The sequence below is a fragment of the Legionella resiliens genome (assembly GCF_021344005.1).
Taxonomy (GTDB): domain Bacteria; phylum Pseudomonadota; class Gammaproteobacteria; order Legionellales; family Legionellaceae; genus Legionella; species Legionella resiliens.
In genome coordinates this window covers 325,670-347,543 of sequence record NZ_JAJTND010000001.1, presented here as the reverse complement: position 1 = coordinate 347,543, position 21,874 = coordinate 325,670, and the positions used below count along the sequence as shown (strand labels likewise).

The following is a 21,874-nucleotide window of genomic DNA, read 5'->3' as shown; positions in this document are numbered from 1 at the left end:
TTACGATTCGCCTGATAGAGCCAATGATGCAAATTGATTCAAGGGTTTATTGCGGGTTTATTCACTGACAATGAAGGATGATCAAAGACAACGTCATCAATGGTTTCTTACCTATGTTTCGCCTTGATTTATATGAGCTTTCGTGGTCTTTCATTGTTTTTGATGATCGGGGGTAAATGATAGGGAAGAGGGTTCGATTCCCGCCGCCTCCACCAATTAACTCATTGATTTTATTATGATTAATGTATAATCTTAAATAAAACGGCTCCATTAGCATAGTTATCACAGAAATGAAGATGATAATTCAGAGTTCGTCTTAGGGTGGTATTGACGATAAGTTGGGATGGGTTCCCCATTTTCTTGTAATCCACACCCATCTTTTCCCATATCTCTAATCTTATTAAACGCATCCTGCGCTGCTTTTTGCGCTAGTTCTACTGTTTTGCCTTGGGTGGAATCCCATATCTTTTTCCCATCAGGATCCATATAAGGAGATTTATTTTCTTCCGCTGCTCTCTGGTATTGCCTTAATACATCATAATTGCCTACATGATAAGCTTCCAATATTTCGGTTAGCGCTTGGATTTTCAAATCTCTTTTTTTATCCTGATGATATAAGCGGGCAGAAGATGTCCGGTCTTTACGTAAGGCTGCAATATGTAAGCGGATCTCACCTTCTATGCTTGGGTCAGGTTTATACTCCCCTAATTGTTTACTATCAGAAAATTCTTTTTTCCGCTCTCGATTGTTGTCTTCCTTGTAATCCTTGTATGCAGATGGAGGTAACTTGGGTATAAGGAGACTATGTTTAGGGAAAAAGGTCATTTCGGCAGTATTAAAGCAATCATCGCTCCGGACCCAGCACCCTAAAGTATTGCTGAGCTTTTTTTGGGCCTCTTGACGTTTGGCATCTGTTTGACTCCCATATTTCGTGAAGTCGGTACCCCAAAAAACACGAATGCCTTCATGCGACTGTACGAATTGACGTGCCAAAGACATGGGATTATCCTTATCTGTAGTGGCATCGTTCTTCTCATAGTGTCTGGCATGAGTAAAAAAAACGTCTGTTTTTTTTGTTACTGGATTGATGCCGAGGATGGCTAATCCCATACATCCATTGAGGCCTGAAGTCCATAACATATCCACATCAGAATGCTCGATATCTTCGATAACCAATCCCGGACCCTCCCCGGTATCATTACCACTTAAGCCAATGACATGATCTATTTTGGTTTCAAACCAACTGTCTTTGCCCACTTGAGTTCCTTTAGGAAATGAAACGTCATTCCCCCAGTAATGATCACATGAATATAACGTATCTGGGTTGAGTTCTTTAGAATACATGATTAGCACAGGATTTGATGAGCCGTTATAAAAAGTATAGTAGGAAAAAAAGAGAACAATTGCGCAATAAGGGTGGATAAATCAGGGCGAATCAAGAGTCTAGCAAGTCTAGGGTCAGATCTTGCTATTTGCCTTTATCCATAATTCAGGAATTAATTCTTGATAATTATTTCCCGATGTATTAATTTTCTTTCACATAAATGGGGTCAGGTCTTTCCTTTATCCCTAGATGAAATAGGAAAGACCTGACCCTAATGTGTACATGATTTGTGAAACTAGTACTACCCATTAAGGACAGGAAATCCTCGAGCGTGAAACAATGTAAGTTTTAATTATTCACCCCTTGGAGTTTTAAACCTCATCCATACTTCGTTTATTTTTTAAATATAAATTTAACTGATGCTTCATTATGCATTTGCCTTGCACGAGAACTTTAAATTGTTTGGTTTGATCGAGCTTGCTTTTCATAAAGCAGATGATTTTCTAAGCGGGAGGCAAGCCAACCCATAAGTAAAAAACCAAAATTAGGAGATTGCAGACATAATTCGTTTAATCTATCATGGCTTACTACATAAAGAACGCTGTCTTCAGTGGCTTGGGCACGGTAAAATGTTTTACCACTTTTGGAAAAATAACTTAGTAACCCAAATACATCTCCCACTTTAAATTCTCGAGTATGCCAATGGGCATCGGGGGAGAATTCTTTGACTGCCCCTTCTTTGATAAAGTAAATTGAATGGCTAATGACACCTAATTCAAAAATTACCTCATTTTTTTTGACTACTCTTTTTTCAGCATATCCTTCAAGAATTTTTACATCCAGCTTATGCGGATCTGATATCGCGTTAATATTCTTCTTTAATTCGTAAATCCGGTAAATATTTAATGGCAATAATAAACCATGCAGAATAATAATGGGGACTAAATCAGCCCCTACGGCATACCAGATAAAGGCCACATTACTGCCAACTGCAATCATGCGTAATGTCATAATGCGTTTAACATAAAAGGTCGCGAATACTAGAAGAGAGGCGAAATATCCTATAATTTGTAGTGTTAAGTCCAAGTTTTACTCCTACTCTTTATTTAAAAAATTCGGGGTCCTAGGGGGCAGATCTTGCTTTGCCTTTATCCTCACTTTGCACTGAATCCAGCGCGGCGTCATATTGTTGCAGAGATTTTTGCAATTGCTGTTTAAGTAATGCTAAATCCTCGGTTCTCTCTTTTTGTAAAGCAATCATTGCATCTCGAGCCAAGGATTAGCTAAAAAAATAGCCTCGGGCAAAGGGCAAGATCTGACCCTCTATTTCTCTCATTAATGAAATATCCTTACCAGCAAATTTTTTTCTTCTCCATAATTGAATGATAATTAATGAAATATTGTACCTTAAATTGAATACCTTCTTCTTTTCAAAGAGCATCAATAATCGGAAGTATAGCAGTCGGTTGTTGGATTTACAGCGGGATTAATCATGCGCCGTAAGCTTGTTGTTAATATAATCTTTGAGCATGGATTTATCAAGGTAGCATGGTGGCTTGAACAAACAGAGTCTACTCTAATTATTGGCACCAAAACGGCACCATCCGCTTACAATTTCATACCATGAAAGACAACTTGGTGAATTTGAGAAAAAGAGCGATAAGCTAGAGTAGATGTCGTTTTTCATGGTCTTTGATAGTATCTCATGGGATCATCAAAAAACCATGGTAACGGGTTCGATTTCAAGCCATCAAAGACCATCATAAATCCTTGTAAATCAATGGGTTAAATCATATTTTTTCAGGATTGAGGTTGTCTTTTGTGGTTTCTCGTTGGCTCAAAAATCACCCAAAATATGTCAGATCTTTTTTTTGTCTTTATCCATAAAAGACAGCTATCTATTGGAGTTCCAAGTCAATCCGTTTCTTAAAATAGGTGCCGATCTCTCAGAGCCTGACCCCATTGATGCAGTTAGGTTAAATGATACACCCATGGCCGTTTTTGAAACAGAGCCCCAAAGTTTACTCATATCAAATGAAACTAAACTAAACCACGATCACTGCCGATGACGTCTCAGTATCGGACTCGAGAGAGAGTTCTGGTTTATTTTCTGGAGAAGCAATAATAGCTCCTCGCCAACCATCTAATAACTTTTCTTTAGGCAGAGTACAGTGGTAATAATCACCATAAGTAAATACAGTCACGTCTACAGTGTCGTCGTCATTCATCGCCAAATTGGTTAATTCTACCCAGTGATCAGCGGCAATGCCTAAAATACTGGCATCGCCCTTATTTGCGGATGGTGCGTGTTTACAGAGTCTATGTGTTAGTCCAGCTGAGACACCCAATATAAATTTTGCATTGGGTTGCTTTTGCATGGCATCCAATACAAAAGTGAAGTTTTCTTCCCAACCGGTATAACTGCGTTGATCCGTGCGATGAAAGAAGAGCGTGTAAATACCGCCTAGTGGTTTACCATTGGTATAGGTATGATAACTCGCATTGGTGCAATTGAATCCAAATGTTTGTAACCAGGATATGACTTGAAAATTAGGAGTAGATCCTTGGGCAAAGTCAATGGTTTTAGGTAAACCAGGTAAATATCCAAGTCTGTTAGAGCTATGACGTAATGCAACTAAAAAAGCATGGAGAAGATTATTGCTCTCATAATAGTCGTTGTTCGCAATTGTTTTGCCGTTAATGCAAACTTCTCCATTGCTAATGAAATTGATCAGCATTCGAATTGTAAAATCAGGATAGCTGTTCATTAAAACCTTTAAAAAAACTGCCGCCCCACAAATGTTGGCATTACCTTGATTTATTGATTCGGGGTAAATCACTAAGCGTAATAGCTGATAAGCTGCAGAGGTCTTTGTAGTTTGACCAAAGTAACAATCAACAGTTGCATCTCCATCGAGAAAATGTTGAATTTGAGTTATTTCATCCCTCAAGTGCGGATGTGTTTTAAGACTCGTGACTAAGATGTCTCTGGTAAATTGTTCAAAAGAAGGAAATTGAAAGCGTGCTTTTTTGGCATTTTCTGTATGCAAGACTTGGAATTGCTCTTCATTTTCTACAAAACGAAGTAATTTATTGGGGGTCGCTCTCATTTTTTCCAACAAAGCTTTATGTAAAACTGAAAATTCTCTAGAGCCATTGGGATCTATTTTGGAAAAAACTCTATAGCTATCAAAGAGTTTAACCATGAGATGTTCATGATTCACAATCAACCGGATTAAATTGTCTGTATAATTGTAAGCATTAACATTTAAACTATACGCATCGAGAAAATCTGACACTTCTCTAATAGCATTGGTTATCATGCTGGAATTACAAAATACGTAAGCCGCCAAACCATGTGTAAATGGCATATTATTGGCCGTTGTGGTTTGGTTAAGAAACTCAAAAATAGTTCCTTGATTGATATTTAAAATAAGGTCGAGGTAATACCTTCCAAGCTCTTTAAATTCTTCTTCATATTCTTCGGCAAACCAATTTAAGCTATTACCAAAAATACTCTCAGAGTCGAAATTAAAACCAGGGGCTGTTAATTCTTCCATCATTCTTTTTAGCTTTAAGGTGAGTCTTTCTTCTTCCTCTTTATCTTGATTGGAAATTGCCAAATCTATAGCTTCTCTCACTTTCTTCAATGAGGGTATATTCGTGGAGAGATAAAGCTTAGCCTTATCAGTAGACGCGAGCTTTTCCCATATTGAAGAATTAAAGAAAAATAACGAAAAGTCATAATTTAAATTAAAAAGATAACCCAGTGGAATTAAATTAAACTTTTTAGTAATGACAGAGCCATAGTGGCCAATCATAATTGGCACTAAGTGAGGATAACCGTTTACGATAAGTTTTAAATCCTTATCGCTTTCACACTCATCTATCAGTTTTTTTATATCGTTTAGTAATTGATCAATTTTTATTGCTGAGTCTATTGATGATAATTCATCATGGCTTTTAAGTTGTGAGGGCATTTTGGGATTATTTTTGGTCAAAGTGTAATTATTTTAACAAATAAATATTAAGGAAATTTTAAGGCAACGACTGATCGTGAGTTTTCTGCTCATTCGAAAACACATCTAGGGGGCAGATCCTGACCCCTATGTCTCGTGTTTTAGCTCGATTTTTGAAATAACAAAGTGAAGTTGGAATTCACACCTCATATTCTCTGAACATTTTTCTAAAGAGTGTCTAGTGGTCAAATCTTGCTATTTGCCTTTATTCATATTGTATCTGTTTACGGAGTCCTGACTCCCGAAATCATGCTTTGATGCTTTATCCAAATATTATATAAAAGTGAATGGCTTTTTTCGGTTGCAAGGAGTGTTTTTGGAAGAACCGTACTTGGTGAGTCTATTGAGTTAAAAGCAACTAAAAATAAATTTGCATGTGAGCGAAATTTCATTCCCAACAGAGAATGTACCATTATGGATTGGAAGCATAAGAAATGAGCAATCAAACCTCAATGGGGAGAATTGTTTGATTCTTGCACTTGCCTAGACCGTTCAACTTCATTAATGAGCTTGTACATGCCAAACTCACCAAAGTCAACCTGTAGGAAACGGTAGTTTCCTGAGGGTAATATTGATACTAAGACGTCATTATCTTTTTGGTCACGCATTTCTTTTCCAGTAACATCTTGCATGACTTGTTTAACCATTTGTTTGAATAATGAAAGATCTTTCTTGAAATGTTCTCCAAGTTCACCCGATTGAAGGTACTTATTAGCTCCTATCCCAGGTATTTTAGGCATGACTAAATTACCATTTCTATCTATAGAGGCTGTTGCAAATGACGGATCATATCTTTTATAAAATGCATTCCACGCTTCCATTTCGCCTTGAACAATATGTTCTTTAGGTTTATCTACATACTCTAAAAATTCATTTCCAAGGGTACTTGCATATTTTTTTGTTACCTGATCACCATTAGAATAAACATCACCTTGAACTCCTGAACCAATCTTTTCACCTTTTCTTCCTGAAGTTTCTTTTTCCATTGAAACATAGAAATTATCCACAATTAAGGGTATTATTTTTATTATAGTTAATTGATTGGGCATAATGTGCATTGTTGTGCCAATTAAAAAGAGTGTCTAGGGGGCAGATCTTGCTTTTTGCCTTTATCCATATAAGACAGCGAGTCAGGGATTAATTCTTGATAATTATTTCCCTATGTATTAATTTTCTTTCAAAAGGAATTAAGTAAGTCCAGGATTAGGGATGTAAGACCTTTGTGCATTGAGTTTGCTGGTGAGCTCTATCCACTTTACCAGTCAGTGGATTTGTATTCTATGAAAGAAATTGGAAAATATTTTGGACTTCACTACTCAAGAATCAGCAGAATTATAAAACCACATTATATACAAGAGGCAAAGGGCAAGATCTGACCCTCTAACTACTGGTTGCAAGCAACCAGGCTACTTATGTTTTATTCTGCAGTTAGCTTAGGGTTATATTAAGTTCTTGTTGGTGTTCCATAATAAACTTTGACGTATCGAAGATGTTCTTGCCAGGAATAAAGCATGTCTTCACTATGAATTTCTCCTCAGCAAAGCATGTGTTTTTGTATTTCTCTAATAAGGCCAAGCGGTCATTCCCTTGTTTAAAATCATAGCCATCTAAAATTAATTTCATGGCTTTTTGTTCCTTCCCATGAAGTAAAGCCGTCGTACAATTAGAAATTGACTCAAATTTCTTACCAATAACCAAGATATTATTTTCAGTGTGCATTAAAGGAGGATTAAAACGATAACGTCCTTCAGGGATCCATTTCCCATCAAAATGACAAAATGCTACTAATAACTTGGAATACTCTGTAGCCAAGTCATCAGATTTTAACTCTGGCTTGTAATTTCCGCTGTATATGTCAACAAGAATTGCTAATTTATACCTTTCATCAAGATAATAAGTATCTCTATTCCCATATTTTTTTAATAACATTTCGTCACGGGAATTTAATACTATTTTATAATCAGGTTTCATCTCTTCTTTGCCAAACATATCACTCTCTCATTTTAATTCCAAATCGTCGGATATTAAGTTAAATGAAGGAAATTATAAAGTCTTTCTAGGTGGTTCGTTTTTATGTTCTAGGGGTCAAATCTTGCTATTTGCCTTTATCTATATAAGACAGCGAGTCAGGGATTAATTCTTGATAATTATTTTCCGATGTATTAATTTTCTTTCAAAGGAATTAAGTAAGTCTAGGATTAGCGATGGTAAGACCTTTGCGCATCGAGTTTGCAGATGGACTCTATCACATTACCAGTCGAGGAAATAGAAAAGAAGCGATCTATTTATCAGATGAAGACAGAGAGAACTTTTTGTCTGTTTTAGGAGACGCCTGTTTAAAATATCAGTGGCTATGTCATTCGTATTGTTTGATGACAAATCATTACAATTTACTCATTGAAACACCGCTTGGAAATCTATCAAAAGGCATATGTTATCTAAAAGGGTATACACTCAGAAATTTAATAAATTACACAAGCGGATTGGGCATGTCCTACAAGGTCGCTATAAATCTATATTGGTTGAGAAAGAGAGTTGTCGCGTTACATAGTATTAAATCCTATTAGGGCAGACATGGTTGAAAAGGTAGATGAGTGGCATTGGAGTAGTTATTTAGCAACAAGTGGTAGAGTACCAGTTCCTTCATGGCTTACAGTTGACTGGCTTTTGTCATCATTTGATTCTATAAAATCAGCAGCACTAATAAAATATGAACAATTTGTTTATGCAGGCTTAAGTAAGAAAAGTCCGTGGATTGATTTAAAGCAGCAAATATATCTTGGTTCGGATGACTTAATTTCCAGAGTAGTGAGGCATGTTGCCCCTAAAGTTGATTATACAGATATTTCCAGGACTCATGTGCCAGATTTAGTTAAAGGGCTTACAATTGAAGAATATGAACGAATGTCAGGGAATCGAGATGAGGCAATATATAGTTCATATAAAAGTGGATTGTATTCTATGAAAGAAATTGGAAAATATTTTTTGACTTCACTACTCAAGAATTAGCAGAATTATAAAACAACATTATATACAAGAGACAAAAGGCAAGATCCGACCTTCCATCCGCTTTTACAGTTGCTGCCCTCCTACTCTGACAGGTTTCATTATTTCGTCCATTTTAGGGTTGGCCGTTAAGGCCGCACGGATTTTTTGAAAATCGCAACAGCTTGGTTTTGCAAATGCATGGATGATGTCATCAGCATTCTCATTGTAATTATTGTCCTTGTTTTCAGCTATTTTTCTTTTGATTTCAATAATGGCATTGCTTATATTTTCTTCTTTTGAAGGGTCGATATTCACCACTATGTCTCGTATGGTCTTGATAATTGCAGGAACGGATCTATCGGGATTTCTCAGCAATCCATCATTCTTTAATACCGTGTAGACCGCGAAAATATTTTCTTCCCTTTCATTCAGAGGTATCTTCATGATACTAATAGTTACTTTATTTTTATTGGGTATGGTTTCAAATTTAGGTAGGACTATACTTTCTGGTTCCCCTTTTTCTGTTTTAGCAGTTTGTTTTGTCGCTTGTTCCGAATGTTCAATTGTTTTTTTGTTCTCATTTTTACTGCTTGCGGAAAAATCTTCAAATTTTTTCTTTGCGGGTAAAGCATTTTCATCATAGGAAACCTTGCTTTTAGTATTTTGTAGCCATGTTTTATCGCACTTTATTTTAACTTCACAACCAGCTAAGTAAACTTCTTCATTGTAATCCCCTGGTGCTTTAATGGATTGAATATTAGTTACGAAATTCGATTTAGTTAATTTTTCAGGAGAAAATGCCTCAAGTTCTTTATCGGTATAAGGAGAGGCTCCATTATGATCTTTATGAAGTAAAAAGTCTTCAATAGCTCCACAAAAAGAATTAACACTGGCTATACAGGTATTCTGTCTTCTTTTATTTTGATCGTTGCTCTCTTGAGTGACAAATGGATACCTTTTAGAATCCATTTCTGTGGCACCCTCATATCCTAAACTATACGTTTCTTGATATATTTTTATTTCTTCTTGGATATAATTAATTAACTTTTTACTTAATTCTTTAACATTTTCATTAGTAAAATTGTCGATTTTTAATTGCTTAGTATATTCAGCAATTAATTTTTCAATTGAAAGTAGTGTTTTTTGTTTATCTTTTGCAACACTACTTGGCGTACGTTGAGGAGAATTTTTTAATTCCATTTCATTAAAATTTACATTATCTAATAATCGTAACTCAAAACATTTATTCAAAAGCGATTGTATAAATTCCGTTTGAGTTGCTTTATCATTTTTTAACTGAGATACAAAGTTGCTTTCAAAAGAAGTTAAAGTGTCTTTTATTCTATCTGCAATTTTTTCAACACTAATGTCTTTTAATATGATTGGTTCTAAATCTTGCTTAGCATAGGCGGCAAGCATCTTTTGGATAGCTACTCGTAAAATGGGATGACGGGGAACAACCCCAAAAGCATCATTATTTCCATCAACTTCTAAGGGTAATGGTATTTTCAACATACGAGCTAAAGTGCGCTTGCTTTCCGGGTGATTTTGTTGCTGGATATGACCAATTATTCCTAACGGAGGTTTATCTGGCATAAATTTTGTAGTGCTATCAACCGACGGTAGTAAATCAGTATCCAGATAGTATCCACCATAGTAATACAAGCTACAATATCGAATTAAATCACTAACCGCAGCCAAATTGCGATTTCCAATAGACTCTCTTAATAAGTTGTATATATAGGCATTTGTTTCTTTATCAGGGAACATAGGGTCAGTTTTAAGCAGGTTCAGCAATTCATTAATATTTTTTAATTTAATATGGAAGTTTCTCGCGCTAATGGGTATATCTAAAGTTTCAGCAGATAGAGCCACTTTTGAATCGGGTTGGTCAGCTGATTGATTTCTTTGCTTTCTATGTGGATTTTCACGTGTATTGTTTTTTTTCCTGCTCGAATCATATTTCTTCGAAGGTGTATTTAAATCTAGACGTCTTAGTGGTTTATTAATGTATTCATCATTATCGGTCCAAATAATGGTTTCTTTAAAACCACTGCGAAATGCAGCTGCCGATATATCTCGTATGGTTGACAAATACCGAGGATTAATTTCCCCACCCACCCAGACATATTGAAACATTGGTGGAATGCTATTTAATGAATTTATATTGCTATCGTGCTTTTTTTCCACAACGAATTATCTGTAATTATACATTTATAAGTATAATATACTTTTTAATAAGAAAAGCGTTTCTCCTAATAGAATATCGGTAAATTTAGAATAAAATTTTTCTCGGAAACTTTAATCTCCTTTCTATAGCAAATTTAAATCAAATTAAAAGCTTGTTATTCAAATAAAATCTATGAACGTTATAAAAAAATGAGTTGAATGATATATCTCTGTTCTTCCTAAATTCAAAAACTATGAAGTCGTGTATATAATGGTGAATTTTCAGCAGAGCAACAAAAACGAGTTATCAGGTAACCTATTGATTTTCTGTTGAAAATTATTTATTTTTACCAGTTCTAGGGGGCAGATCTTGCTTTTTGCCTTTATCCATATAAGACAGCGAGTCAGGGAAATTCTTGATAATTATTTCCCGATGTATTAATTTTCTTTCAAAAGGAATTAAGTAAGTCCAGGATTAGCGATGGTAAGACCTTTGCGCATTGAGTTTGCTGGTGGGCTCTATCACATTACCAGTCGAGGAAATAGAAATGTACACCTTAAACATATCTCCGAAAGAGTGTTTAAAAATAAATTTCGATCTTCATCTGGAATGTAGATGCGCTCCTGCCCATCACCCCTTGAGGTGATATGATACAATGCTCCTGGAAATTTTATCCGTAGTGATCTTGCCATGTTGGACTAGGACTATGTCTTTTTCCTTAGCATACTTTTAATCTATTTGATTCGGATCGTCAGTAGATTCATCAACTTCTAATGATAATTCACAATTCAAGGCCTGACCCCATTGATGCGACCCATCGGTTTATTCAAGATGTTCTTAAGAAATATTGGGAATGTAATGATGAATTTAGTCTGGCTGATCTTGGTGAGAAAAGATAAGAAATGCCGGGTCACGGCCCGCCTACGCTTGCTGAAATGACGTGTTAGTTTTCCCTGGATCGGTTTTTCATTTTCATCTCATACATGGCTTTATCTGCTTTTTTTAATAATACTTCCAAGGAAGTCGCATCGCTAGGATAGGATGCGGCACCTAAGCTGAGATGACATGTAACTTTGGTATTGTCAATGAAAAAAGGTTTATTAAATTCTTGTAAAATCCTTTTAGCAAAATTATCAGGAACACCATCGTTTTTATTATGTACAATGGTGGCAACAAACTCATCCCCCCCTATACGGGCTATGAAATCATTGTTACGAAGACAGTGCTGTAGGCGCTTGCTACATTTTAGAAGTACATGATCTCCCGCATGATGGCCGTAAGTATCATTAATGTATTTAAAATGATCGAGATCCATAAATAAAAGAGTCACCGAATGTGTTTGAACATTAACGGAGGAAAGTAAATTTTCTAGGTAAGCATTAAAAAATGTTCTATTGGGTAAGTTAGTTAAGTTATCGTGTCTTGCTAAATAGTGGAATTTTTTCTGATCCGCTTGCAGAAGAAAGTTCTGTTCTATCAATTCAGAAGAAAATTTTAAATTTTCATATAATATACTGTATAACAAGGTAACTTCCAGAAAAAGGATGGTAATAAAATTGAATAGTTCAATTTCAGTTAAATAATTAGGTGGAACCTTGTATATAGACATAGGCTCGAACAGGATAAAAAAGAAAATACATATCAATGAAAGGGAGGCATAAATCACTAAACCCCTAATACCAAGAATTGCACCGCCTATCATGGGAAGGATTAGATACCAGGCTAAATAAGAGCTTGATAGTCCCCCAACCCAAAAATATGTCAAACTGATGACCAAAAAAGTATTTAAGATCAGAAAATGTCCGCTTAGATAGGTGTTTCTCTTCTTTTTCAAAAAAATTTGATTTAGAACAGCCAAAACTATTCCTATTATCAATAAGACAACGATCAACCAAAATTGAAGGATAAGCGTATGAATGGTTAAAATCAAAGCCATTAGAATCAGCTGAATCGATAAAATATGAATCAGGCTATACCGCATATTTGATGTTATTTGCAATGCGGATTTTTTATTTGTAACTTCATAAAAAGAACGCAGATGCTTTGTAAAAAATTTCATGATTTCTTTTTTGTAGCAACAATATATTTATTATAGCTAATTGAATGACATATGCGTTCAAAAAGGAATCGTTGCCAATGATAGGGCTTGGTGTAATACATTAGACAACCATAGATATGTAGCAAATCTATCAGACTATCATACCCAAGTATTCATCGGTTTATTCAAAAAGACATTCTTAAGAATATTGGGAATGTAATGATGAATTTAGTCTGGCTGATTTTGGTGAGAAAGGATAAGAAATGTCGGGCCACGGACCCGACCTACGCTTGCTAGGACACTCTAATTTAAAATAAATCTTGGTTAAAAATATCTATTCCACAAAAAAATTGTTTCTTTTTATCTGATATTAGCGAGGCCTATACAAGGCTGCTTGAAGTGCTGTAACAACTAATGCAAGTTCCATTTCTGGTGCAACCTCAGGTTCATTTTTCATCAATTTAGATGAGAAAAAATGATGTCGCTTAGAATCGGGTAGGTTTGTTGTTTTTCCATGGTGGTGAGTTTTGCTTAGGTTCCCACAATGAGCGTTTCCTTTTGTTTTTTTTGTCATAAAAGCAATTCCATATTATTAAAATCACGATGGATATTCATGAGTCTGTAGTATAAACCGATTCTCATCCTAATCTCGGTGCGTTTATAACATAGTTTACTTGAGTTTTCCATCACGCCTGTTAGATCTGATTTGCCAATTTATCAAATGATTTTTTCATAGGAAGTTAGAGTTCTATTTTAGCAGCATCTAGCAGCATCTAGGGGTCAGGCCTTGAATTTTGAATTTACAAATCTATGGTCATAATTTTTTAACTATTTTACTTACAGTAGAATAATGCAAACCAAAATAATCCCCAATTTCTTTTAAACTAAATTGCTCTTGCTATGTAGGACTATATCTTTTTCCTTAGCATACTATATCTATATCTATATCTATATCTATATCTATATCTATATCTATATCTATATCTATATCTATATCTATTTTATTTGATTCGGATCGTCAATAGATTCATCAACTTCTAATTGATCATTCACAATTCAAGGCCTGACCCTCTAGTCCTCCAAGGCCTGACCCTCTAGTCCCACCAAAGACCATCATAAACCCTTGTAGATCAACGAGTTAAATCCATTTTCCTGATGGCTCAAGCCTTAAAGCACACATTTTAAAAAACTAAGTCTATTGGGATTAGAGAACTCAAGTGAAAGAAAAATTTGGTTTGATTGGCACAATTTAAGTAAGCTAGAATCTCATGGGACGCTATCAAAATTTTTAAGGATAATTAATGAGTTATAAAATTTTAATCGCTATCGTACTATCAAATTTATTATCAGTATCGTATGCAATTGGTAATCCTGTAGTACCTCATTCTACGGCAGTTGAATCAAATGAATCATTGGGTTCAGCGGATCCCTACCAATACTGTTTTAAAAATTCCACATGGATAGTTCCTCCACAAACATTGCTTGCCTATCTCTATGATAATGCTAATTTTACTCCAGTTAGTGACCAAACGGTTTGGGTCATTTCCAGTTATAATCAAGGATATTTTACTGGACAATCCTATACCTCTATAAATAACAGTATATTATCTCAAAGATATTTAATAGGCTCTGTGACTTCCGAAGGAAAGGTCTACATCACTTTTTATTCAGGTACCTCATCAAGAACGGATCTCGTCAATGGTATAGGTGCCTTGCGAGTGAAAAGTAGTAGTCAATGTTCTTTCATCATGCAAATGAATAGTGGGCAAAACGGTGTCAGTGGTTTAACCCACTGGTCTTATATGATACCTGTTAAGCCGGGTGATGTTTTCTATAATAATTTACCTGGTACCAATATGAGTGTCCCACAATTTTTGGCACAATTTTAACAGGATCTTGAGCCCCTATTTTGGGCTAATCGAAAATGGAGTTTGCTAAGAACAGTTATGAAAAAAATAGCGCTTTCTTTAATGATGACTGCTGCCAGCAATTTTACATTTTCTGGCAACATGGGGGCAATTAGCCCAGAGCCCAATTGGACTGGATTTTATCTTGGCGCTAACGCAGGGTACTGGAGTTCTCAAGCCAATAAAGTTGCCACGACCGGTTCCACTAGTTATATCAATCAAACATTTCCATTAGGGGCTAGTAATATTGCAAGTGCATTAGCTCAAGTGGCTACTAACAATTTTTCGTTGCATTCCAATGGATTCTTAGGCGGAGGTCAAGTTGGCTACAATCATCAACAGAGCACAAAAGTTTTACTGGGTCTCGATATCAGTTTTGATTGTTTAATCGATCCAGATCATATCTATGCCTTGCAAAAAGTGGCCAATTTAGCGGATTTTGATGAGTATTATGTAGGGTCTCTGGCTGTTAAACAAAAGATTAATTATTTAGGTAGCGTGAGTGCTCGTTTAGGCTACCTGTATCATCCAACGTTTTTAATCTACGGCACAGGAGGTTTTGCTTATGGTAATATTGAATTGAATACAGCTTGGACAGCTAATGAATCATTAGGGCCAACAGTTTTTCCGGCTATTGCCATTCAAAATAACTTAAGCAAGACTCTCCCCGGATGGACTGCGGGTGCAGGAGTGGAATGGTTATTTAAGCCCAATTGGAGTGCAAAGATTGATTATACTTACTATCGTTTGAATAATTTGAGCGCGCCTGCTGTACTTGCACAACACAATAGTGCTGAAACACCAGCTGTTCTTTGGGGAAGTGTTGCTGTGAATACTGCTCTTACTACTTCTATTGGGAGTGTTAGAGTTGGGATAAATTATCATTTTTCATAGCATCATCTAGGGGTCAGGCCTTGAATTTTGAATTTACAAATCTATGGTCATAATTTTTTAACTATTTTACTTACAGTAGAATAATGCAAACCAAAATAATCCCCAATTTCTTTTAAACTAAATTGTCCGCTTTTGTATGCAACGAGAATCCCTTCATTTCTTGAGCCTGCCTTTTGCTCTATTTGCTTTAAAGTGTATTTCTCTGTTTTATATTGAGTTTTGGGGATATCTATTAGATTCATTTGAGGGTCAATTTTTTTCAACATCTCTTTAATAAACTCATCACTGCCTAAATAAATTTGTTTTTTTAAATTACTCCATGGAGACTTACTCCTTACTCCATCAGTTACAAACTCTTGGTATTTCCGAATGGCTGAGGGAACATCTTCACTAAATAGACAAAGGATTTTATCTACATACAACCAATTTGGTTTCGACTCTTTTAATATTGTTGCCAGGTAACTACTCCATTTCCATTCATGCGGTGAAGCAACCATTTTTGCGCGTACAGGATTTAATACAATGTATCTTGATAACTCAAGAAAATAAATATCTTTATCAACTAATATTGCTTTGAAGCGTCCTTGAAAAACGTGCCCCACACGATTGTGTATTCGATTAAATTTTTGAGTATAGACACCATTAAGTAACTGCATACCTTTACTTAAATTGCCAGCTGGAGTCTCTATTAACAAATGATAGTGATTATCCATGAGACAGTATGCATAACATACCCATGTACACCTTAAACATATCTCCGAAAGAGTGTCTAAAAATAAATTTCGATCTTCATCTGAAATGTAGATGCGCTCCTGCCCATCACCCCTTGAGGTGATATGATACAATGCTCCTGGAAATTCTATCCGTAGTGATCTTGCCATGTTGGACTATATCTTTTTCCTTAGCATATTTTTAATCTATTTGATTCGGATCGTCAATAGATTCATCAACTCCTAATTGATAATTCACAATTCAAGGCCTGACCCTCTAGGACACGAATCATAAAATATAATCCATCATCAATGTCTATTTAATTTTCATATTGTATAATTAGATAATATAGTTGTACTTTCGGAGTATATATGTCGTATTCGAACCGGTTTTTTATTAATCCTTCTCATAAGAAGGTGTTTGATATTTATAAGGTGGTCAGTAAAGAATTAAGGAAGGATATGTCTCATATCGAAACCTCTTATAAGGAAATATTAAATAATGAGCTCAATTCACAGCTATTAAAAGAAAAAGAAAAAATACATAGTACTGTTGAGGGCCTCCTCACCAACTTTACTAATCTTTTCCTAAAGGATAATACTGCAGTGCTCAAAGAAATTTGTCAGTTAAAAGTGGAGATATTGCAATTAAAAACAAAACTCATGATTCAACATATTTTAACCAATAATGCTGATTTCGAGTTTGACGACTATAGGCTCGCAGCTAATTTACATAACTATTTAGAAGAGTTTAGTGATGAGGTCGGTTCAATCAAATGGGATCAATTTGAAAGTGATAGAGAAAAATACATCGAGTTAAACCCTGAATATTTTGATAAAGTGTATAGTGTCTTACGAGGGCAATATGATGCCTTAAAAGAAGAGTTTTATATTGGAGATATATGGGAAAATTGGGATTATAACGCAGATTCTGAAGAAGAGGAGTCTGATGAATATTCTGGTGAATCATTTAAGCCGGAGTAATGAACGGGATCGACACCCACATATAAACTTAGTCCTAGAGCCTCTGGCTTTAAAGAAAATCTTGACCCTAATGAGCTGTTTAATTCCATAAATAACGATCTGATGTTCTTTGGGATTTGCAGCCGGGCAGGTTATGACCAATCAGCTAATATGCAAGCGTTTAGTTCGCAATATTTTACCGGCTACTCCAATGTAATGAACCATGCCCCGTCATAGAATAATAGAAAAAATAATGGATTTCGTTCATTGCCCACAGATAGAGTTCATGGAATTTTTTTTTACACGTATACAAATTAGTTGATGGATAAAAAGGGATGTTGAATCCGCTCCCATAAGGCCTAGTTAATCGTAAAATCAGTAAGGGTCTAATTGTACGAATTAACATCATACACCAGCACAGAGCAAGCTGGTCCGTAAGAGATCGCTTTTGTAACTTTAAATGTAAATCACTGGGTGTAATATTTTTTCATTTATCTAATTCATAAAAAATAATTGAGTGCCTTATCAATTAGTTCTGCTTTGGAGGAAACACCTAATTTAAATTTGATATTATTCAGATACTCCTCAACTGTTCGTTGCGAAATTCCTAATTCGCTAGCGACTTGCTTTGCTGGTTTACCTCGGACAGTTAGGTGCAAACATTGCGATTCGCGTTGAGAAAAACAAGGAAAAGCATTGTCATTTTTAGACAGAAAGTTAGTTTTAGTAACGCCAGTTTCATTCATATTCAATAAACCAAGGCCAATTAATTTAGATAAAAATTCGGCTAGGTTATGCTTGCCAATAATACTTCCGCATCCAAAGGTGCCAATTATTTTATTTTCTTCATTATACCAAGGGAGTTTGAAGAGAAGACATTGATGAGAAGACCCATCAACGAGAATAAGGTCAAATTCAGTAACTTCTAACTTCTTTTTTATCATTATATTTTCATCATGCTGGGTAGCGATAACGGCTTGTTTCTTTACCATAAAGTCAACTGGCCTTTTGCCAACGGATGCTTGCACAGAATCCAATCCGCATATATTCGCACATTCATCATTTACAGTAGCAAAAGCACTTTCAGAATTACTGAACCAAATGTTAAAAGGCTGTTCGAGAAAATCCGCGACTGTGTAGTGAGCGTGTTCTTTAAAATGATGAGCCTTCGGGTTTGGCTTTATTAGCTTAATACCCTGACCGATACGTTGGATGAGGAACTCGTTGCTGATAGCAATTTTATTTTTCATGTTTCTTTGTTCATAAAACAATTGACCTATTATTATACAAAATATTTTCGATGGAAGTAAATTCGGTGTAAGTCAGGATACGTGTATAAATCGGACTTTTCATATTTAAAACCCTCTGTAACCATTCAACATGTTGTTTTCATTTAGTTAAAAAATTGTATTCGTTTCATCCAGTTTATGCTTTTCTCCATATTTTTTAGAAAAAAAATCGGAAAAGATCATATGCAGATGCATCTATGAGGCAACTGGAAACACACTAAGCAAGGTCACAGTGAAACAGACTTGTTCTCTTCAATACTAAAATACATCATCATATCAACATGAGCTTTGGGATCTTCATTATAATAATCTCGTGGCGTTTTAAGATCAGAATCTTGTGCATCCTTGTCGGCACCATGATCTAAAAGACAACCAACCAAATCCGATTTATTATGAATCACAGCCAAATGTAATGCAGTTTGCCCCTTTTCAGTAAGAACTGCATCCACATCAATTCCAGATTTAAGTAAGGATATTAAGGTTTCTACTAAAGCTTTGGATGGAATATCAGAAAAAACTATTTCGTTAATAATATTATTAAACTCATCTAGTTTCTCTTGAGTAGTAGCGGTCTTATAATTAGCGGGTTTGGACGATTCTTTAAATTTATCTTCAGAACTTTCCATAGATGCGCTTGTTGTCTGAGCACGTAGTTTAGGAGTTCTAAAAAAGTGTAAATGCGCTGCTTTATTTGAACTGTTTTCATCAACTTTTTGAGGAGCAATAGTGGTAGGAGTAATGTCCATAGGCAATGTATCTGTTTTTTTAAAATCTTTTATCTCCCAATATTCAGAATCTAAATAAGCATCAATTTGAGCTTGAGTAAAATGTTTATCTTTAACATACATCGCTACTAAGACATTAAATTCCTTTCTATGAAGATTTAAGAAGTCCCTGGAAAGATATTCATAATCATCATCAACCCTGGTGTATTTCTTTTGAGCCTCCTCCGTTAGTGCACTAAATTGTTCTCTATAAAAATCTTTAAATCTGGCCACAAGGGTATCAATAGTAATTGTTTGATAATCAAGATTAGGATCATCAGTGGCTCCTGCTAAAGACAAAAGAACGGCTTCTATCATTCCCGGGGCACATCTCGTAGCATCATCTGAATTTTTGTCATCTTTATCACTATATTCTCTTAATGAGTGACACATACCAGTGATTACTATCTCATAGAGATCCTCTATCTGTTCTTGGCTACGCTTGTAAGTGGGGTCATTAATAGCGCAGCAGATTAATGTAATAGATTGAAGTGCTGTAAAACTGTTGTAACAAGGCTTAGTGAATGTTTTAAAAACACGATGATCGCGAGCATAATATATAAATCTAAGGGCAGTATAATATTTATTCTCATTTGCTAAAGGATAATTAGCAACTAGAGCTGAATAAGGATTACTATGAAACAGATTACCCAAGATCTTAGTTGGGAGAAAAACTTCACTCAGCTGGGTAAAATCCTCTAATGATAAGTCCTTGAATTTAGTATGTTCACTTATTATTTTCGAAGAATAAAGCTGCTTAACGTGTAAATTTCTCGCTTTATTTAAAATATAATCGTGGAAATCCTTAGTAAACTGTGATGGTTGAGATAGCCTGCTTAAATATTTTTCCTTAAGATATTTAGCAATCACCCAACAAGAATGCTCCATAGGGGTTAAGTGAATATTTTGTGAGTGACTTGCAATTTCTGCAAGAGAGAGAGTCCCGTTAGGAGAGTTCTCATTGAGTTTGGGCGCATAGTAGGGGCCATACCTCCCATCTGTAGTTAAGAATTGATGTAACTTTAAGCTTGATGGATTAGCAGCTTGAGTAGTTTGTGGTGTTTCTCGCAATACAGGCGCTGTTGTTGGTACTAATCCATTTGGTCGTAAAAAAAATGGTGCTGTTTGGTGTGTACGTGATGGCATCAATGTAGCTGGCGTAGGTTCACGTTGATAAGGAGTATTAAAATTCGCTGTTGCCAGAGATCCTATGAGTGGTGCAAGTATTTTTTCATCGGTTGTTTGACTTAAGATCGTCTGTAAACGGCCCATCCAGTTTGTTTCGAATTCATCTATAAGAGAACTATCAACTTTACCATGATTACCGTTGTCACTTTTTAACGCTCTTAAAAATTTAAGAACATGAGTGAAAATTAACTCTTGATCTTTTGGGTTGTCCATTTCATATAAATCTTCAAGATAGGTTTCAAAAGTGGACACATTAGAACAATGAATCATTGCATTAAAAAAAGTAGTTACTAGTTCATCTGTCGCTTCTTTATTTGCAGGGTCTTTTCTGAGTTCCTTTAGTTTTTTGATTAATAAAGAATCAATTTCGGGAGCGGTTTGTTTTATTCGGATAAAATCAATAATATGTGAAAAAATTAAAGGCTGATCCGTTGTGCTTTCAATTTTATAAACGCACATTAAATAATCGTAAAACTCAAGAATATCAGTAACTTTAATTAGGTTATTAAAAAAATTAACTAATAACGGGTTTATAACTTCTTTTTTAGAAGCATCAGTACGAAATGTTTTTAATGTTTGAATTAGGGCAAGATAAAAATTATGGTCGCCACTGTAATGAGTAAGAATTTGATTAAATATCTGTATTGTTGGCTCAGAACTATTGGTAAGGAAGCTTAAATTATTAATTAGCATCTCACCCCAATTAATTTCTCCAAAACATTTAGAGGCATCACTAAGAGATCTATCTGTAAATATTGTTGTAAAATTAGTTTTAGATGCCAATTGTCTCAAAGCCTCAATTTTTCTTTTCCCTTTCAGTAAGTCCGGATTTTTATCCTTGAATATCTCTTGCATGATATGATTAAAAAAATCTGAGATTTCTTTTTTATTAATATGTGCACTAAAAAGATCATTAAACTTTAAGATTGCTTCATAGTTATTTCGATAAATCGCACTTATAGCAAGACAATAGTAAAAATGAGATTTAGTATATCTGCTTCTTTTTCCTTCATATTTACTGCCATATTGCTCATAGAGATCAGCTAACAACCCAAGATATTTTTTTTCTTTCACACGATTTAGTTTATCAAGATGGCCTTTGGGGGATGTAGAATTTGGTATCATAAACAGTTTTTTTAATGTGTATGATTCAGAAGTTGAAGAAAAGCGAGCAAAGGCGAATGGTTCTTCATTATCGAGAAACTCTACTGGATCGGTTATAGCAAGGGCACTTAAAAAATATGCTGTAAAGGTTTGTTTTTTACTAGCAGGTAAACGCCCCTTTTCTATTCCCTCCATATACTTATAGAATTGGTTTTTAAAACTTTCCAATTCATCTGCTTGAAAATGATAGGTAAGTAATGATCTGCGCTCTGAAAGCTTAAGGGTATTTTGACTACTATCTTCAGATTGTTTACTGTTTTTAGTTTTTTTATGCTCATTGGCCATCATACTTTCCTAAAATTTTATTCTCGAAATAATGGTCATTATATGCACAGACCCAACTGATGATAACCCGTAAATTTTACGGGGAATTAAAATTAACTTGCCGGATCGGTCGACCGATTAACAGCAAAATTTCGAATAATTTTGGCAAGTGTAGGAACCTCAGAAAATTGA

The 21,874-nt window shown here is 35.1% G+C and carries 17 protein-coding genes; 5 read left to right on the top strand and 12 right to left on the bottom strand.

Annotated elements, in window-relative coordinates:
- Positions 1-282: 282 nt before the first annotated feature.
- The 6 genes from LXO92_RS01475 to LXO92_RS01450 all read right to left on the bottom strand — a co-directional run bounded on the left by LXO92_RS01475 (position 283) and on the right by LXO92_RS01450 (position 7,332).
- Complete coding sequence (locus LXO92_RS01475; protein WP_232890261.1) at positions 283-1,344, bottom strand: hypothetical protein; 1,062 nt, start codon at positions 1,342-1,344, stop codon at positions 283-285.
- Positions 1,345-1,777: 433 nt separating this feature from the next.
- Positions 1,778-2,410, bottom strand: a complete 633-nt coding sequence (locus tag LXO92_RS01470; RefSeq protein ID WP_182350979.1) for a Crp/Fnr family transcriptional regulator — start codon at positions 2,408-2,410, stop codon at positions 1,778-1,780.
- 37 nt (positions 2,411-2,447) lie between these two features.
- The gene (locus LXO92_RS01465) at positions 2,448-2,585 is read right to left on the bottom strand and encodes a hypothetical protein (RefSeq protein WP_182350978.1); all 138 of its coding nucleotides are present in this window, start codon (positions 2,583-2,585) and stop codon (positions 2,448-2,450) included.
- A gap of 784 nt (positions 2,586-3,369) precedes the next feature.
- Positions 3,370-5,304: a hypothetical protein gene (locus LXO92_RS01460; RefSeq protein ID WP_232890259.1), complete on the bottom strand. Its 1,935-nt coding sequence runs from the start codon at positions 5,302-5,304 to the stop codon at positions 3,370-3,372.
- Positions 5,305-5,792: 488 nt separating this feature from the next.
- Positions 5,793-6,401, bottom strand: a complete 609-nt coding sequence (locus LXO92_RS01455) for a hypothetical protein (RefSeq protein WP_232890258.1) — start codon at positions 6,399-6,401, stop codon at positions 5,793-5,795.
- A gap of 370 nt (positions 6,402-6,771) precedes the next feature.
- The gene (locus LXO92_RS01450; protein WP_182350975.1) at positions 6,772-7,332 is read right to left on the bottom strand and encodes a hypothetical protein; all 561 of its coding nucleotides are present in this window, start codon (positions 7,330-7,332) and stop codon (positions 6,772-6,774) included.
- 215 nt (positions 7,333-7,547) lie between these two features.
- On the opposite strand from LXO92_RS01450, the gene LXO92_RS01445 reads away from it, so the two are divergent.
- Both LXO92_RS01445 and LXO92_RS01440 read left to right on the top strand, forming a co-directional pair.
- Positions 7,548-7,910, top strand: a complete 363-nt coding sequence (locus LXO92_RS01445) for a transposase (protein ID WP_232890256.1) — start codon at positions 7,548-7,550, stop codon at positions 7,908-7,910.
- Between the two features lie 7 nt (positions 7,911-7,917).
- Positions 7,918-8,352, top strand: a complete 435-nt coding sequence (locus tag LXO92_RS01440; RefSeq protein WP_232890255.1) for a hypothetical protein — start codon at positions 7,918-7,920, stop codon at positions 8,350-8,352.
- Positions 8,353-8,415: 63 nt separating this feature from the next.
- Here the strand turns inward: LXO92_RS01440 and LXO92_RS01435 are convergent, their stop codons facing one another.
- From LXO92_RS01435 to LXO92_RS01425, 3 genes are all read right to left on the bottom strand, one after another.
- The gene (locus LXO92_RS01435) at positions 8,416-10,470 is read right to left on the bottom strand and encodes a TcdA/TcdB catalytic glycosyltransferase domain-containing protein (protein ID WP_182352899.1); all 2,055 of its coding nucleotides are present in this window, start codon (positions 10,468-10,470) and stop codon (positions 8,416-8,418) included.
- Between the two features lie 974 nt (positions 10,471-11,444).
- Positions 11,445-12,560 carry a GGDEF domain-containing protein gene (locus tag LXO92_RS01430; protein ID WP_182350973.1) on the bottom strand — a complete coding sequence of 372 codons (1,116 nt, stop codon included), beginning with the start codon at positions 12,558-12,560 and terminating at the stop codon, positions 11,445-11,447.
- A gap of 349 nt (positions 12,561-12,909) precedes the next feature.
- The gene (locus tag LXO92_RS01425; protein WP_182350972.1) at positions 12,910-13,113 is read right to left on the bottom strand and encodes a hypothetical protein; all 204 of its coding nucleotides are present in this window, start codon (positions 13,111-13,113) and stop codon (positions 12,910-12,912) included.
- Between the two features lie 727 nt (positions 13,114-13,840).
- Between LXO92_RS01425 and LXO92_RS01420 the strand changes: the two genes are divergently transcribed.
- Together LXO92_RS01420 and LXO92_RS01415 are read left to right on the top strand one after the other, a co-directional pair.
- Complete coding sequence (locus LXO92_RS01420) at positions 13,841-14,428, top strand: hypothetical protein (RefSeq protein ID WP_232890253.1); 588 nt, start codon at positions 13,841-13,843, stop codon at positions 14,426-14,428.
- A gap of 57 nt (positions 14,429-14,485) precedes the next feature.
- The gene (locus tag LXO92_RS01415) at positions 14,486-15,340 is read left to right on the top strand and encodes an outer membrane protein (protein WP_182350970.1); all 855 of its coding nucleotides are present in this window, start codon (positions 14,486-14,488) and stop codon (positions 15,338-15,340) included.
- A 47-nt stretch (positions 15,341-15,387) separates the two neighbouring features.
- On the opposite strand, the gene LXO92_RS01410 is transcribed toward LXO92_RS01415, so the two are convergent.
- Positions 15,388-16,221 carry a transposase gene (locus LXO92_RS01410; RefSeq protein ID WP_232890252.1) on the bottom strand — a complete coding sequence of 278 codons (834 nt, stop codon included), beginning with the start codon at positions 16,219-16,221 and terminating at the stop codon, positions 15,388-15,390.
- A gap of 291 nt (positions 16,222-16,512) precedes the next feature.
- Between LXO92_RS01410 and LXO92_RS01405 the strand changes: the two genes are divergently transcribed.
- A complete protein-coding gene (locus LXO92_RS01405) occupies positions 16,513-17,034 on the top strand; it encodes a hypothetical protein (protein ID WP_233291515.1) in 522 nt (173 codons plus the stop codon).
- Between the two features lie 479 nt (positions 17,035-17,513).
- Here LXO92_RS01405 and LXO92_RS01400 read toward each other — a convergent pair whose 3' ends face one another.
- Positions 17,514-18,263, bottom strand: a complete 750-nt coding sequence (locus tag LXO92_RS01400) for a helix-turn-helix transcriptional regulator (RefSeq protein ID WP_182350966.1) — start codon at positions 18,261-18,263, stop codon at positions 17,514-17,516.
- Positions 18,264-18,529: 266 nt separating this feature from the next.
- Positions 18,530-21,703 carry an ankyrin repeat domain-containing protein gene (locus LXO92_RS01395; protein ID WP_233291514.1) on the bottom strand — a complete coding sequence of 1,058 codons (3,174 nt, stop codon included), beginning with the start codon at positions 21,701-21,703 and terminating at the stop codon, positions 18,530-18,532.
- Positions 21,704-21,874: the final 171 nt, after the last annotated feature.